At 67.9% G+C, this 13,909-nt stretch carries 14 protein-coding genes; 4 read left to right on the forward strand and 10 right to left on the reverse strand.

Annotated features, from left to right (window positions below):
* The first annotated feature begins 67 nt into the window (after positions 1–67).
* The 3 genes from CHINAEXTREME_RS08000 to CHINAEXTREME_RS08010 all read left to right on the forward strand — a co-directional run bounded on the left by CHINAEXTREME_RS08000 (position 68) and on the right by CHINAEXTREME_RS08010 (position 4,805).
* Positions 68–2,689 (forward strand): efflux RND transporter permease subunit, encoded by a 2,622-nt coding sequence (locus CHINAEXTREME_RS08000; RefSeq protein ID WP_007140073.1) that lies wholly within the window; start codon positions 68–70, stop codon positions 2,687–2,689.
* A 145-nt stretch (positions 2,690–2,834) separates the two neighbouring features.
* On the forward strand, positions 2,835–3,656 hold the full coding sequence (locus CHINAEXTREME_RS08005) for a DUF4097 family beta strand repeat-containing protein (RefSeq protein ID WP_238593370.1): 822 nt from the start codon (positions 2,835–2,837) through the stop codon (positions 3,654–3,656).
* A gap of 96 nt (positions 3,657–3,752) precedes the next feature.
* Positions 3,753–4,805, forward strand: a complete 1,053-nt coding sequence (locus CHINAEXTREME_RS08010) for an NAD(P)-dependent alcohol dehydrogenase (protein WP_007140071.1) — start codon at positions 3,753–3,755, stop codon at positions 4,803–4,805.
* 51 nt (positions 4,806–4,856) lie between these two features.
* On the opposite strand, the gene CHINAEXTREME_RS08015 is transcribed toward CHINAEXTREME_RS08010, so the two are convergent.
* The 6 genes from CHINAEXTREME_RS08015 to CHINAEXTREME_RS08040 form a co-directional block, all read right to left on the reverse strand.
* Complete coding sequence (locus tag CHINAEXTREME_RS08015) at positions 4,857–5,516, reverse strand: sensor domain-containing protein (RefSeq protein ID WP_007140070.1); 660 nt, start codon at positions 5,514–5,516, stop codon at positions 4,857–4,859.
* 79 nt (positions 5,517–5,595) lie between these two features.
* Positions 5,596–5,889 (reverse strand): DUF7521 family protein, encoded by a 294-nt coding sequence (locus CHINAEXTREME_RS08020; RefSeq protein WP_007140069.1) that lies wholly within the window; start codon positions 5,887–5,889, stop codon positions 5,596–5,598.
* A complete protein-coding gene (locus CHINAEXTREME_RS08025; protein WP_238593371.1) occupies positions 5,876–6,319 on the reverse strand; it encodes a hypothetical protein in 444 nt (147 codons plus the stop codon). The genes CHINAEXTREME_RS08020 and CHINAEXTREME_RS08025 overlap by 14 nt, the downstream gene beginning before the upstream one ends.
* Positions 6,316–6,663, reverse strand: a complete 348-nt coding sequence (locus CHINAEXTREME_RS08030; protein WP_007140067.1) for an ArsR/SmtB family transcription factor — start codon at positions 6,661–6,663, stop codon at positions 6,316–6,318. The genes CHINAEXTREME_RS08025 and CHINAEXTREME_RS08030 overlap by 4 nt, the downstream gene beginning before the upstream one ends.
* A 123-nt stretch (positions 6,664–6,786) precedes the next feature.
* The gene (locus CHINAEXTREME_RS08035) at positions 6,787–8,427 is read right to left on the reverse strand and encodes an ABC transporter permease (RefSeq protein ID WP_007140066.1); all 1,641 of its coding nucleotides are present in this window, start codon (positions 8,425–8,427) and stop codon (positions 6,787–6,789) included.
* Between the two features lies 1 nt (position 8,428).
* Positions 8,429–9,304 (reverse strand): ABC transporter ATP-binding protein, encoded by an 876-nt coding sequence (locus CHINAEXTREME_RS08040; RefSeq protein WP_007140065.1) that lies wholly within the window; start codon positions 9,302–9,304, stop codon positions 8,429–8,431.
* Positions 9,305–9,478: 174 nt separating this feature from the next.
* Between CHINAEXTREME_RS08040 and CHINAEXTREME_RS08045 the strand changes: the two genes are divergently transcribed.
* Positions 9,479–10,252 carry a sensor domain-containing protein gene (locus CHINAEXTREME_RS08045; protein ID WP_238593372.1) on the forward strand — a complete coding sequence of 258 codons (774 nt, stop codon included), beginning with the start codon at positions 9,479–9,481 and terminating at the stop codon, positions 10,250–10,252.
* 9 nt (positions 10,253–10,261) lie between these two features.
* Here the strand turns inward: CHINAEXTREME_RS08045 and CHINAEXTREME_RS08050 are convergent, their stop codons facing one another.
* The 4 genes from CHINAEXTREME_RS08050 to CHINAEXTREME_RS08065 all read right to left on the reverse strand — a co-directional run bounded on the left by CHINAEXTREME_RS08050 (position 10,262) and on the right by CHINAEXTREME_RS08065 (position 13,883).
* The gene (locus tag CHINAEXTREME_RS08050; protein WP_007140063.1) at positions 10,262–11,200 is read right to left on the reverse strand and encodes an HFX_2341 family transcriptional regulator; all 939 of its coding nucleotides are present in this window, start codon (positions 11,198–11,200) and stop codon (positions 10,262–10,264) included.
* A 78-nt stretch (positions 11,201–11,278) separates the two neighbouring features.
* Complete coding sequence (locus tag CHINAEXTREME_RS08055; protein ID WP_007140062.1) at positions 11,279–11,974, reverse strand: hypothetical protein; 696 nt, start codon at positions 11,972–11,974, stop codon at positions 11,279–11,281.
* Between the two features lie 125 nt (positions 11,975–12,099).
* Positions 12,100–13,653, reverse strand: coding sequence for a sodium:solute symporter family protein (locus CHINAEXTREME_RS08060; protein ID WP_076738710.1), 1,554 nt, complete (start codon positions 13,651–13,653; stop codon positions 12,100–12,102).
* Positions 13,650–13,883 (reverse strand): DUF3311 domain-containing protein, encoded by a 234-nt coding sequence (locus CHINAEXTREME_RS08065; protein WP_007140060.1) that lies wholly within the window; start codon positions 13,881–13,883, stop codon positions 13,650–13,652. The genes CHINAEXTREME_RS08060 and CHINAEXTREME_RS08065 overlap by 4 nt, the downstream gene beginning before the upstream one ends.
* Positions 13,884–13,909 lie beyond the last annotated feature (26 nt).

The raw sequence follows: 13,909 nt of genomic DNA on the forward strand, positions 1-13,909 counted from the left end.
CGGTCGGGTTGCAACTCCCGTTCGATGAACCCACCGGAGTCCGGACGCGGGGAGAACGGGTGGTGCGATGGCGCGTGACCTCGCCGAGCGGTACGCAGCGGCGCTGGTCGCCCGGAGCAAACTCGTCGTCGTCGTCCTCCTGCTGCTGACCGCGGTCGTCGCGGCCGGGGCCGTCGTCAACGAAACCGAGGACGCTGGCATCGGCGAGTTCGAGACCGGCTCCGAGGAGGAGGCTGCCCTCGAGTACGTCGGGGAGAACTACAGGACCGACGACGCGGTCGTCACGCAGATCGTGGTCCGCGACGAGGGCGAGGGCGGCGACGTCCTCACCAGGGAATCGTTGCTCGAGGGGCTGTCCCTCCAGCGTGACGCCCGCGCGAACGAGTCGGTGAACGAGACGCTGACCGACGAGGGCTTCGTCGGCCTCGAGAACGTCGTCGCCGCCGCGGCCGTCTACGAGGACCGCGCCGCCGCGGCCAACGGGCCGCCGGACACGAGCGAGCCGACCCTCGAGGAGGGGATCGAGGCGCTCGAGTCCCGCTCCGACGAGGAGGTCGAGGCGTTGCTCGCGGCGGTGCTCGATCCCGACTCCGAAGTCGACTCCCAGGCCGGCGAGGACCCGACCGAGTTCCTCCCGAGCGACTACGAACCCGGCGAGACGGAGGCCGACGCACGGATCACGTTCCTCTTCCAGGAGGACGCCGGCGAGAACGAGGAGCCCGAGGCCGCCTACGCGGCCCAACTCGAGGTCGAGTCGCTGTTCGAACAGCGGTTCGACGACGGGTTCGTCTTCGGCCAGGGGATCACCGACGCGGCCTCCGCGAGCGCGGTCGGCGACAGTTTCGTCGTCATCACGCCCGTCGCCCTGATACTCGTCCTCGGCATCCTCGCGATCACGTACCGGGACGTCGTCGACGTCCTGCTCGGCCTGGCGGGCATCGCCGTCGTAATGGCCTGGCTCGCGGGGCTGATGGGCTGGCTGGGGATCCCCTCGAGCCAGTTGCTGATCGCCGTCCCCTTCCTCCTGATCGGGCTCTCGATCGACTACGCGTTGCACGTCGTGATGCGGTACCGGGAGGCCCGGGCCGGCACGCTCGAGGTGGACGTAGCGGAGGACGGAGGACGTCCGGACGGCGAATACGAAGCGGAGGCCGTCTCGAGTGCGACCGCTCCCGCGGCCCGCGGCGTCCGCACCGGGATGGCCGTCGGGGTCGGCGGCGTCGTGCTCGCGCTCGCCGCCGCGACGTTCTCGACCGGGGTCGGCTTCCTCTCGAACGTCGTCAGCCCGCTGCCCGCCATCCAGGACTTCGCGATCCTCAGCGCCGGGGGGATCTTTGCGACGTTCGTCGCGTTCGGGATCTTCGTTCCCGCTCTGAAGGTCGAAGTCGACGGCCTGCTCGAGAACCGGTTCGGTCGCGACCGGGCCAAACCCGCCTTCGGCGTCACGCCCGGCCGGATCAACCGCGCGCTCTCGGGCAGCGTCGTCCCCGCGCGGCGCGCGCCGGTCGTCGTCGTCCTCGTCGCGCTCCTGCTGGCCGCCGGCGGGGCCTACGGCGCGACCGGTATCGACACGGAGTTCAACGAGGCCGACTTCCTGCCGGAGGACGCTCCCGAGTGGGCGAAATCCTTCCCGGAGCCGTTCGCGCCCGACACCTACACGATCAGCGAGGACGCCGAGTACCTGGGCGAGAACTTCCAGGACCGCGGCTCGCAGGCCGAAGTGCTGATACGCGGGGACGTGACCGATCCCGCGACGCTGGCGGCGATCGAGGACGCGCGGTCAGGGGTCGCCGGTGGCGGGACGGTCGACGTCCGTCCCGACGGCAGTGCCGCCGTGGACGGGCCGCTGTCCGTCCTCGAGGACGTCGCCGCGGACAACGAGACCGTGGCGGCGGGGATCGACGAGCGGGATACGAACGACGACGGCATTCCGGACGAGGACCTCGAGGGCCTGTACGACCTGCTCTACGGGACCGACGCCGACCGGGCGGCGACGGTCCTCGAGCGAACCGACGACGGAACCTACGAGTCGGCCCGCCTCGTCGTCAGCGTGCGCGGCGACGCGGCGGCCCAGAGCGTCGCCGACGACACCCGCGCCTTCGCGAGCGAGATCGAAGGCGGCGCGCCGGTGACGGCGGTCGTCACCGGACCGCCGGTCGCGACCGCCGTCATCCAGGACGCCCTGCTCGAGACGCTGATCCAGGCGTTCGTGGTGACGCTGGCCGTCATCCTCGTCTTCCTGACGGCGCTGTACTGGGTGCGCCACCGGACGCTCTCGCTCGGGGTCGTGACGCTTGCACCCGTCGTGGCCGCGCTGGCGTGGCTGCTCGGGACGATGGCGGTCCTCGGCGTCCCGTTCAACAGCGAGACGGCCGTCATCACGAGCCTCGCGATCGGACTGGGCGTCGACTACAGCATCCACCTCGGCGAGCGGTTCGTCGCCGAACGGGAACGGGCGGACTCGATCGAGGCAGCCCTCGAGGCGACGGTCACCGGCACCGGCGGCGCATTGCTCGGCAGCGCACTGACGACGGCCGCCGGGTTCGGCGTGCTCGCCCTGGCGCTCGCGCCGCCGCTCCGCCGGTTCGGCCTCGTCACCGGACTGAGCATCGTCTTCGCCTTCGTCGCCTGTCTGACGGTGTTGCCGAGCCTGCTCGTGCTCCGCGAGCGGGTGCTGGGCCGGGAGTGAAACTCCTATATAACTGTCGGGGGTCGCTTGGCCGGTCGCCAGTCGCGACTCCGGATTGACGTAGGTGGTGTTCGTACGCGTATCCATGACGACGGATTCGAACGAGAACGCGAATGCGAATGTGAGTACGAATACGAACCCTACCGTGAGCAGACGACGTCTGCTCGGCGGGATCGCCGCAACCGCAAGCGCCGCGCTCGCCGGCTGTACCGGCACGACGCCGTTCGTCGGGCAGCAACTCGCGACCTCGGATACCGTCCCCGCAACGGACGTCGACGTGCTGCGCGTCTACGGGAAGACCGGCGAAATCACGGTGACCGGCGGTGACCGCGACGACGTCGCGGTCGACATCGAGAAGCAATCCAGTTCGGTCCGGACCGACCTCGAGAACCTCGAACTTCGACGGGAACGGGCTGACGGCACCCTCGAACTCCGCTCGGAGTGGGACGGCACCGAGGGCTGGTTCCGGAGTCGGCCCTCGATGAACCTCGAGATCGACGTCCCCCGGGAGATGGCACTCGAAGAGGTCTCGACGAGCGTCGGCCGCGTGACGGTCAGGGACGTCGCCGGCGACCTCCGGGTCGACACCAGTACCGGACGGATCGACGTCGCGAACGTCGACGGCGGTGTCGGCGCGAGCGCGAGCACGGGTCGCGTCGAGATCCGCGACGTCGAACGCCTCGACGACGTTTCCACGAGCACGGGCGAGATCGATATCGACGTCCCGGCGATCGACGGCGACACGTCGGTCACGGCCAGTACCGGCCGCATCGACGCGGCGATCGATCCGGATCTCGACGCCGAACTCCGCGCGGAGACGAGCACCGGCCGCATCGAGATCGAGGGCCTCGAGTTACAGGACGAGACCCGGGGGGACGACGTGGTCACGGGCACCCTGGGCGACGGCGGACCGACGCTCCGGTTCGAGACGTCGACCGGAGAGATCACGCTCCGGGCGCTCGAGTAGCCCGTCGGCGTCGATCGCCGACGCGTTCGCATCCCTGACGGTCCCGCAGGACACGTGAAACCTTTTTGCCGACGGACGGGGTGGCGAGAGAGCGCCATGAAGGCGTTCGTCATGGAGGAGATCGGCGAAACGGGGATGACCGAGAAGGACCGTCCCGAGCCGGGACCGGCCGACGCGATACTGGAACCCACGAAGGGGTTGATCTGTACGTCCGACTGTCACACGGTCCACGGCGCCATCGGCGAGCGGGCGGACCTCACGCTTGGCCACGAAATCGTCGGCACCGTCGACGCGGTCGGCGACGCCGTCGAGGACTTCGAACCCGGCGACCGGGTCGTCGTCGGCGCGATCACGCCCGACTGGAACTCGAGGGCGGCACAGGACGGCCACCCCTCACAGTCGAACGGTGCGCTCGGGGGCTGGAAGTTCGCGAACGTCAAGGACGGCACGTTCGCGGAGTACGTCCACGTTAACGACGCCGACGGAAACCTCGCGCACATCCCCGACGGGGTGAGCGATCACGAGGCCGCGTACACGACGGACATGATGTCGACGGGGTTCGCCGCCGCGGAGAACGCCGACGTACCCGTCGGCGGTACCGTCGCCGTCTTCGCCCAGGGCCCGGTCGGACTGATGGCGACCAGGGGCGCGGCGCTCCAGGGGGCCGGCGAGATCATCGCGGTCGAAACCGTCGAGAAGCGCCAGGAACTCGCCAGGGAGTACGGGGCGGACCGGATCGTCGACTTCGAGGAGGGGGATCCGGCCGAGCAGATTATGGACCTCACAGACGGCGAGGGGGTCGACGCCGCAATCGAGGCGCTCGGCGCGGATGCGACCTTTCAGGACTGTATCCGAGTCACGAAACCCGGTGGGACCGTCTCGAACGTCGGCTACCACGGTGAGGGCGAGTTCCGGCACGTCCCCCGCGAGGAGTGGGGCGTCGGCATGGCCGAGATCGACATCGTCACCGACCTCTGTCCCGGCGGCCGACTCCGGATGGAGCGCCTCCTTCGACTCCTCGAGAACGACCGGGTCGATCCGACGCCGATGACGACCCACGAGTTCGCGTTCGACGAGATCGAGGAGGCGTTCGAGATGATGGACGAGAAGGCGGACGGGATCATCAAGCCGCTTATCCACTTCGACTGACTGCGGCGGGAGGCGATCGAGGTGCGGAGGCGGGAGGGCTCTCCCGTCCCGTCACTCTTCGTCGTGGTCGATGGTCAACAGCCGCTCGGCGACGACCGCCGCGAGCCGGCCGGCGAGGTTTACGCCCAGGAGCGTGGCGTAGCCGACGACGACGCCGCCCGCGGCCGCAGCCAGCGCACGCGGGAACGTGTCGATCTCGTACCAGCCGGCGACGACGACGTGGTCGCCGTAGTACAGCGGCGTGACCAGGAGGCTCGCGGCCAGCGAGAGGCCGACGACGATTCCGACGAACGCGACGAACCCGAGCAGCGTCTTCCACAGCAGGTAGACCGCGCCGAGCCAGGTCGCCCGACCGAGCACGAGTTCTCGCAGGAACTCGATGATGCCAGCCTCCGTCTCCGGAAAGCCGGGCGAAACGTCCGCCTCGAGCAGCCCTTCGGTCACCGCGCCGTCGAGCCACGTGAGCCCGACGATCAAAAGCAGCGTCGCGACGAACGCGAGCGGGCCAAGCAGCGTGACGCTCAGTCCGAGGGTTATCGACGCACCCGCGACGACGACGGTGAAGTAGAGGACCGCAAGCGGGAACGCGAGCAGCAAGTACGCGAGCGAACGGTACGTCCAGGGGTCGACCGGCGCGGCGGCGATCCCGCGACCGCCGGATGCGGCATCGGTCGACTGCGATCGTGTCGTATCGGAGGATGTCGTAGCCATGCGTTCTCGTCCCGATCGACGGGCGTGATTCCCCTAAACCGGGATCACGACCTGGCGAGTCGCCCACTCGACGAAACGTTTATTGGACACCCTCGAGCGAGTAGAGGATCGCGAGCAGGCCGGCGATGTTCGAAAGCAAGACGCCGAGCAGCGTCACGGCCTGTGACAGCGCCAGCGCGGGCGCGAGCCCGTAGCTGACGAGGAACGGGCCGACGGTGATGCAGACCACCCCGACGGCCAGGAACCGCATCGGCTCGCTGTCGTTGCGCTGGTACCCCCGATAGGCGAGGCCGGCGACGACGGTCCCCACGAGGGCTGTCGCGAGCGCCGTCGCGAAGAGGACGGCCGCGGGCTCGAGGTCAGCGACGACCATAGACCACCCCCAGGATCAGGAGCAATCCGAGTAGCTGTACCGCCGTCGCGACGGTTTCCCGCCAGACCGGCGAGACGCTCGGCGCGTTCGAAAGGGCGAGTCTGAGCAACATGGGAACGGTGGTGAGCAACACCAGCCCGGTACCGAGGACCAGCATGCCGACGCCGCCGCCGCGGCGGTAGCCCCGGTAGAGCCGGATTGCCAGATAGATCGACAGCAGCGTGGCGACGAGCAGGGAGAGAAACACCAGCGCGACCAGTTCCGGCGCTCCGCCGGTCGTCCCCTGCAGGGGGACCGCGACCGGCTCCGGTGCCAGCGGCGGCCCGCCCTCGAGGACGGCCGGGACGTCGATCACGCCGATCGAATCGGGGCTGGGCCCTGGCCACGCCCCGGCACTCTCGACAGTCGTCTCCCGTGGCTGGCGAGTCATTTGAATCCCTCGTAGAGTCTGGTGAAGCGGTCGGCCGCCGACTCTTCCGGCCCTCGATCGACGTCGACCCGGAACCCATCCTCCCCGAGCTGGATCCGCACCTCGCGGAGGCGGGCGCTGTAGACCTTGTAGTGGTGGCCGCCGGGGTCGAGCTTCTGCTGGTCCTCGAGGAGGTCACGCTCCTGTAGTTGCTCGACGCGGCGGTAGATGGTGGACGGATCGGCCCCGCAGGCGTCGCTCAGCGCGTCGACGGACTTGGGCTCCTCGCGGGTCTGCTCGAGGATCGTCCGTGCGTAGTCGTCGCTGAGCACGTCGACGACGTCGGCCTCACCGTCGTCGCTCATCGTCGTCCGATTTCGCTGACAACCCAAAAGTTCCACTGGTTGACTCGAGCGGTTCAGTGCCCGTCTCACGTTCGCGCTCATCGTCGGTACGCGTCCAGGAGCACGTCATCGATCAAGTCCAGGCTAGGTTTTTCGATATCGATGCGTGAACGCGGCTACGAGCGCCGCCAGACCGATTCCGCCGAACACCAACGGCGTCGTCGTCCCGATCGTCTTCGACGTGGCACCGGCGAAGTCCAGTCTGGGTACCTGGTTGAGTGGACCGATATACCAGAGCAGCAAGTACGCGAGTTCGAACAGCCGTCGCGTTCCGGACCAGTACCCCAGGGCCTGTGCGAGAGACGGAGCAAAGAGGACGGCACCGATAAGAACGACGGCGCCGCCGGCTCCCGTGTCGGCCACCGCTGGCCAGAGGGAAACGCCGAAAAACGCCACGGCTACGATCACACCGGCGATCCACTCCGCGACGAGCTGGCCGTAGGGTTGCTTCGACGAGACGATAAACGGCATCATCCGATGGCGACTCGGTCGACTCCCCATCGATGACCACAGGAAGATCGGCCACATTGCCGCGACCGTGACGGTCGCTTCCGTGGCGGCCGAGCCGGTGATCCCGACGATACCGATCACGGCTGCGCCGGCGTACCACCACCACGGCTGACCGCGGACCAGCAGCCGTAGTTCCTGCAGGACGAGCCGCCCGAGCCCCCCAGCGGTTCGGTCCGTGACAGGCGTCAGAGTCGTATCACCGACGTTCGCGACGGCGGCTTCCCCGCTCGAGTCGGACCGGATCGAGGGAACGCTGTGGCGGACTCGGGCGACGAGTCCCTTGCCGTCAGACGAGCTCTCGGAGTCGAACCGATCGTACGGCACGGCTGCAACGGCCGTCAGGACGAGTCCCAGCACGGCCAACCCGGTACGGTTCGCGTAGAACCAGAGTGGCCACGCGCTGCCGTCCCAGTGGAACCGAACGATCTCCGCGCTGGACGCCCCGGCGCCGAAACTCGCTATCCCCGTACCGTCGTAGCCCGGCCACACCGAGCGCAACGCATCGTAGGTCAGGTCGGCGGTGACGAGCATTCCGATCGTGTCGCTGAGTCTGAGCCAGAGCGGTATTTCGGTTCGGGCGTACCCATCGGTCGTAGCCAAGACGGCCACCGTTGTGATCGTCGCTGCGAGGAAGTACGTCACGTTTCCGACCGTTCCACTGAACCGATCGGTCGACTGGAACAGCAGCGTGACCCCGGCGACCAAACAGCCGACCGGCACGCCGAGCAGGAATATCGGGCCGAGGATCCAGATCGGATCCGTCGTTCCCGTTCCGTGGATGAGGTGGTTGATGACTGCTGCGGTCCCGAGCGTTCCGAGTACGACGCCGACGTATCCGACGTGGCTGAGCCACTTCCCGAGGAGTAACTCCCGCGTGGAGATCCCCGTACTCGCGACGAGTCGATCGACGTCGGTCCGTTGATCGCGCTCGAGCGACCCGCCGAGGAGGTAGTAACCGGTCAGAAAGAGGACCGTTGCGCCGGTCACGCCGGCGGTGAGGCCGACGTACGCCGACGTCGGTTCGCCGGTGTACTGGACCAACTGGTCGCCGCTCGAGTCTTGGTAGAAAATCTCGACGCTGCCGACGTTGACCAGATACCCGAGGTACGCGATTACGGCGAGGACGGCGAGTACCTTTCGGGACCGAATTCGTTGCCGGAAATCCGCCCGTCCGACGTGACTGATCCGGCGCCAGGGCTGTTTTCGGGCGTCCATCCTACACCCCTCTCCCGATCCGATTGAGATAGGCGTCCTCGAGCGTCGGGGTGACTGACGTCGCGTCGGCGGTTGGCCGTTTGTCGGCGATCACCCTGACCCTAACGCCGTCGGATCGCTGGACCGTACTCGACACCTGGTACTGCTCCCGAACGCCCTCGAGATCGTCGCGGGGGACGAGGTACTCGTAGACCTTGCCGTCGGTGGCTTCGACGAGCGTCTCCGGGTCCGTGTGTGTCACCAGTTCGCCGTCGTCGAGGACCGCCACCGTGTTCGCCGTCGCTTCGATGTCCGGCACGATATGCGTCGAGAGTACTACGACGCGATCGCTCGCGGTCGCCGAGATGACGTTCCGGAACCGGACTCGCTCTTCCGGATCGAGGCCGACCGTCGGTTCGTCGACCACCAGCAACTCCGGATCGTTCACGAGCGCCTGTGCGATGCCGACCCGCTGACGCATTCCGCCGGAGAACGTCCGGAGCCTGTCGTTCCGGACGTGCTCGAGGTTCGTCAGCGAGAGTAACTCGTCGATCCGGGCGTCGGAGGTTTCCCGGTCGAGCCCCCGTAGGGCGGCGATGTACTCGAGGAACTCCTCGGCGGTGAGGTCGGGATAGACGCCGAAACTCTGGGGCAGATAGCCCAGATGGTCGCGGACCGCCGACGGCAGCTCGACGATGTCGGTGCCGTTCCAGTAGGCGGTGCCAGTCGTCGGCTTCGAGACGGTGGTGATGATCCGCATCAACGTCGACTTCCCGGCCCCGTTCGGACCGAGCAGGCCGTGGATCCCTTCCTCGAGTTCGAGATCAATTCCCCGCACCCCCCAGATCTCGTCGGTATATCGCTTGCCGACGTCTTCCAGATTCAGTCGTACGCTCATCTGTCGGTACTGACGGCAACGAAGCAGAGGTGAATATAGGGGAAGAGTAGTCTTCCAGTCCGACAACTGTCCGAAATGATTAAATAGGTCGATTATCCGAGGCGTCCCCTTGGTTCGGCGGGCGTCGTGGTTCCCGGGAATTTTATGGTTCCACGGCAGGCAGTCACGCTCGAGATGGCACGGTCGGCAGCTACCGCGTCCGACGACCGAGTCGAACGGTTCGGGGGGCGTCTCGGGTGGTTCGTCTCGGTCCCGTTCGAGCGGCGAACGTACCTTAACCTGGCGTACCTGCTGCTCGCGTTCCCGCTAGGGCTTGCGTACTTCGTGTTCGTGACGATCGGCGTCTCCCTCGGGCTCGGACTCACGATCGTCCTGGTCGGGATCCCGATCCTCGCGTTCACGCTCGCAGTTGGACTCGCGCTCGCGGGGTTCGAGCGCTGGCTGACCGCAGCCATGCTCGACGTGGAAATCGAACCCCGGACGGACCTCTCCGGCGAGCGACGACGGGACCAGTTCGTCTCCCTGGTAACGGACCGCAAGACCTGGTCCTCGCTGCTGTACCTCCCCGCGAAGTTCGTCGTCGGGCTGGCGGGGTTCGTCGTCGCGACGACGGGCCTGTCGACGGGTCTGAGCATGCTCGTGCTCCCGCTGTACTACGACCGGCCGGGGCTGTACGTCGGGCTCGTTCCCGATCGGGCGCCCGAAATCAGCCAGACGCTGTATCTCGGGTGGAACTACCTGCTCGTCGGCTTCGATGCAGTGTTTACGTTCGGGCACTGGAAAATCACGACGCTGCCCCGGGCGGTCGCCGCCGCGGGGGTCGGCCTGTTGCTCCTGCTCGTGACGCTGCACGTCCTGAACGCGTTTGCCCGCGTCTCCGGCTGGTTCGCCCGCGTGATGCTCGAGGACGGATACGATCCGTTCGCCGTGGTCCGCCGGTCGCTGTAGCGGCCCCGGCTACGATCCCGTCTCGTCGCCGCTCTCGAGGTCGAGCGACTCCTCCGAGTCCGAGTGGGCCCGCACCCACAGTTCGCCGATCCGGGAGAGCCTGGTCCGGTAGGACTTCCCGCGTTCCTCGCGCTCGATGTAGCCCTTCCCGCCTGGGCCCAGGCGGTCGACGTTGTAGATCACCTTCGAGCGGAAGCTGTCGGTGTACTCCTCGTTGAGTTCGCGGGCGAGCGACTCCGCCAGCTCGGAGACGGAAGCGAACTCGCCGTCCTCGCCCAGTTTGTAGAGGATGAGTTCCTCGAAGGGTTTGACGTTCGAGAAGGAGGCGACCGGCAGTTCGACGATGTGGCTGCCGTCGATCTCCTTCGCGCCGATCGTGGTCCCCCGCTCGTCGAACTCGGCCAGCAGGTCCCGCGCGCTCTCGAGACGGGTCTCGACGCGGTCGTCCTCGAGGGTGTCGCCTTCGAGCGCTGCGAGGTCCTCGAGCAGACCGATCTGCTCGCGCAGTTCCTCGGCCAGTTCCGTCTCGAGGTACTTCTCGGGGGCGGTGTAGTAGGTGTGGATCGCCTCGCGGTCGTCTTCGCGTTCGACCATCAGGGAGTTGGCCGCGGTCGCGAACGCGAAGCTCACGGTCCGGGGCATCGCGGCGACGTTGACCCAGACGTCGTTGCCGCGATCGAGTTCGGCGGTGATGAGGTCGTAGGCCTGTTCGAACGCCTCGTCGTAGTCGTAGACGTCCTCGAGGACGAACCGCTCGGTGCTCGCGCCCAGGAGGTTCCGGAAGTCGGTCTCGAGTTTCTCCGAGAGGTGCTGGGAGTACTCGACGTTGGCCTCGCTCCCGATGGCTCCCTCGAGCAGGATGACCCGGTCGACGTCGATCTGATCGCGCACGAGGGGAGCGATCAGCCGGTCGTAGTCGAACCCGACCGGAACGATGTGCGTTTGCATACGCCCGGATTGGAGCGTCCGACTCCTAACAGTATTGATCGAGGTGACTGTTTCGCTCGAGTCGGTGACGGAGGGTCGTTACGCCTCGAGGTTCCGGATCAGCGCGGCGACCGTTTCGCGGTCGCGGTCGGGGTCGAGATCGAACTCGAGGTCGCGGTCCGGACCCCGGCGGTCGGAACTGGACTCGTCCTCCGGGTTCTCGCTTCCGTCCCCGTCCGCGAGCGACTCGGGCGGCCCGGACTCGAGGTCGCTCCCATCGCCGTCGGGAGAGAGCGGGACCGTCCCGCCGGCCATTCCGTAACTGCGCTCGGTGGGCCAGACCGCGACGTGGGCCTCCGCGGGGAGTGCGGTCGCGGCTTCCCCGTCGTCCCCGGACTCGAGCGGGTACGAGGCGTCGAGCACGTACCACTTCCCGGCAGCCCCGTTGGGCGCCTCGAACTCGAGGGTGTCCCGCGTCCGCTCGACGACCAGGCCTTCGTTCTCGATGGTATCGACGAACTGCGATTTCGCGGTGGGCGCGGCCATCGAGAACACCGACGCGGGCGAGACGCCGACCGACGGCAGCGGCGGCGAGAAGGTCATCTCCACCGTAAACAGCGAGCGAAGCGGAACGTCGCTCGGGCCCGCATCGATCCTCGTGGGGCCTGCCCCGTCGGTGGGTTCGTACAGCGTCGTCTCCGCGGTGATCGTGGCCATCATCACGGTCGTCTCGGCGGTTCGAGTGCCGACCCGCTGCCACGCGTCGGAAAGCGACTCCGGAAGATCGAGGGCCATCGGTTCTCGGCTCCCCCTACGCGAGGCGTGCTTTTCGGTGTGTTGCTCCCCGCCGATCCCGGTCACCGGGCTCGAGCGGACACGATCTCCTCGCGGGAGCCGGGAAATCGGTACAGCGGCCCGTCTCAGTCCGCGCCGAGCCCCTCGAAGTAGATCGCCCGCCGCTCGTCGGCTGCGGGCGTGGTCACCAGCGAGACACCGACGGTGACGACGAGGCCGACGCCCATCCCGACGATGCCGGCGGACCACCCGAGGTAGGACCCCTGGAAGACAGCCGTGACGACCGCGATCAGGGCCGGCGCGACCTCGCCGACGACCGGGACGAGCCCGACGACCTCGAGGCCGCCGACGATCGTTCCGACGAAGAGGTTCGCGAGGTAGAACCCCTGGCTGGCGGCGATCCCGGCGGTGATCCCCGCCCGGGTCGTCCTCCGCCAGTAGAGCGCGACGAGCACCGGCAGGGCGAGCTGCGCGAAGCCGCTAAAGGCCGCGTCGCCGAGTTCGAACAGCGTCGCGGGCTCGAGCAGACTGCCGAGGAACGCCGCCGTCGCGAAGACGACGACGCCGGCGCGGGCGATCAGGTCCTCGCGCCGGGCCGAGGCGTCGCGCTCGAGGTACGGGCGGTAGATGTCACGGGTGAAGTACGACGACCCCGAGAGCAGCATCGAGTCCGAGGAGGACATCATCGCGGCCATCGCGCCCGCGATGACCAGCGCGGCGAACCAGATCGGCGTGTACTCGGCGAGTACCGCCGGGAGGACGTTCCCGCCTTCGGGAACCGTCACGTCGAGCCCCCGGGCCCACGCGCCGAGCATGAACGCGGGCACGAACAGCGCCACGCAGAGGATCGGCCACAGCGCGAACGACCGCTTGAGCACCGTCCGCGAACCGGCCGCGAAGAACCGCTGGTTGACCTGCGGAAACATCGCCACCCCGAAGGCGATCACGATCGCCGTCGAGAGCATCCACTGTGGCGTGTAGTGGTCGCTGCCGAGCGCGAGGTACTGGGCCGCCTCGGCCTCCAGCGCGGCGGGCGCCGCCCGCGGCCCGCCGACCGCGGCGAGCACCCAGACCATCGCGATCCAGGTGGTGACGAGCATGAACAGCCCCTGCAGCGTGTCGGTCCAGGCGATCCCCCGCATCCCGGCGACGACGACGTAGAGGATCATGAACGCCGTGATCAGTCCCGCGCCGGCGGCGTACGGGACCGTTCCGTCCGTCAGCGCCTCGAGCGCGGTGCCCGCGCCGGCCTGCTGGAGCATGACGTAGGGGAACAGCCACAGCAGGCTGATGCCGGCGACCAGGCCGCGCAGCCGCGTCGAGGCGAACCGGTCGCCGAGCATCTCCCCGAGGGTGACGTAGCCGTGCTCCCGTCCGAGGAGCCACTGCTTGTAGCCGACGACGTACCAGAGGATCGCGAAGATGATCCCGTCCATCAGCCCCATGACGAGCACCCACTCGGGACCCTGGCGGTAGGCGACGTTCGGCCCGGCGAAGAACGTAAACGCTGACAACAGTGTCGCGAACGTCGTAAAGAGAAGGACGACGGTACCCAGGGTCCGACTCGCCAGATAGAAGTCCTCGGCCGTCCGGTCGGTCAGCCGGTAGGCTACCAGGCCGACCGCGAGCGCGAGCAGGAGGTAGCCGACGATGATCCCCAACTGGAGCGTCGCGCTCACGGCGACTCACCCCCGACCGTTCCACCGTCGGTTTCGATGCCGATACCCCACGCACGTCTGGCGAAGTAGTGGAACACGACCGCCGCGAGCAGCATCCATCCGACGTGCCACCAGAGCCACAGCGGGACGCCGACGACCGTCGTCGCGGTTCCCCAGAGGAACCACGGGATCGCGAGCCCCGAGAGGACGATCGCGACGGCGGTCCAGCCGACGAGTTCCAGGCGACGCATGTTCGGAGGTTCGAGCCGACGTTGGT

The sequence above is a fragment of the Halobiforma lacisalsi AJ5 genome (assembly GCF_000226975.2).
Taxonomy (GTDB): Archaea; Halobacteriota; Halobacteria; order Halobacteriales; family Natrialbaceae; genus Natronobacterium; species Natronobacterium lacisalsi.

What these genes read in the sequence shown, in the direction of transcription:
- CHINAEXTREME_RS08000 (WP_007140073.1), top strand. Translation starts at nt 68, where the DNA reads ATGGCGCGTGACCTCGCCGAGCGGTACGCAGCGGCGCTGGTCGCCCGG.
- CHINAEXTREME_RS08010 (WP_007140071.1), top strand. Translation starts at nt 3,753, where the DNA reads ATGAAGGCGTTCGTCATGGAGGAGATCGGCGAAACGGGGATGACCGAG.
- CHINAEXTREME_RS08015 (WP_007140070.1), bottom strand. Translation starts at nt 5,516, where the DNA reads ATGGCTACGACATCCTCCGATACGACACGATCGCAGTCGACCGATGCC.
- CHINAEXTREME_RS08020 (WP_007140069.1), bottom strand. Translation starts at nt 5,889, where the DNA reads ATGGTCGTCGCTGACCTCGAGCCCGCGGCCGTCCTCTTCGCGACGGCG.
- CHINAEXTREME_RS08025 (WP_238593371.1), bottom strand. Translation starts at nt 6,319, where the DNA reads ATGACTCGCCAGCCACGGGAGACGACTGTCGAGAGTGCCGGGGCGTGG.
- CHINAEXTREME_RS08030 (WP_007140067.1), bottom strand. Translation starts at nt 6,663, where the DNA reads ATGAGCGACGACGGTGAGGCCGACGTCGTCGACGTGCTCAGCGACGAC.
- CHINAEXTREME_RS08035 (WP_007140066.1), bottom strand. Translation starts at nt 8,427, where the DNA reads ATGGACGCCCGAAAACAGCCCTGGCGCCGGATCAGTCACGTCGGACGG.
- CHINAEXTREME_RS08040 (WP_007140065.1), bottom strand. Translation starts at nt 9,304, where the DNA reads ATGAGCGTACGACTGAATCTGGAAGACGTCGGCAAGCGATATACCGAC.
- CHINAEXTREME_RS08045 (WP_238593372.1), top strand. Translation starts at nt 9,479, where the DNA reads ATGGCACGGTCGGCAGCTACCGCGTCCGACGACCGAGTCGAACGGTTC.
- CHINAEXTREME_RS08050 (WP_007140063.1), bottom strand. Translation starts at nt 11,200, where the DNA reads ATGCAAACGCACATCGTTCCGGTCGGGTTCGACTACGACCGGCTGATC.
- CHINAEXTREME_RS08055 (WP_007140062.1), bottom strand. Translation starts at nt 11,974, where the DNA reads ATGGCCCTCGATCTTCCGGAGTCGCTTTCCGACGCGTGGCAGCGGGTC.
- CHINAEXTREME_RS08065 (WP_007140060.1), bottom strand. Translation starts at nt 13,883, where the DNA reads ATGCGTCGCCTGGAACTCGTCGGCTGGACCGCCGTCGCGATCGTCCTC.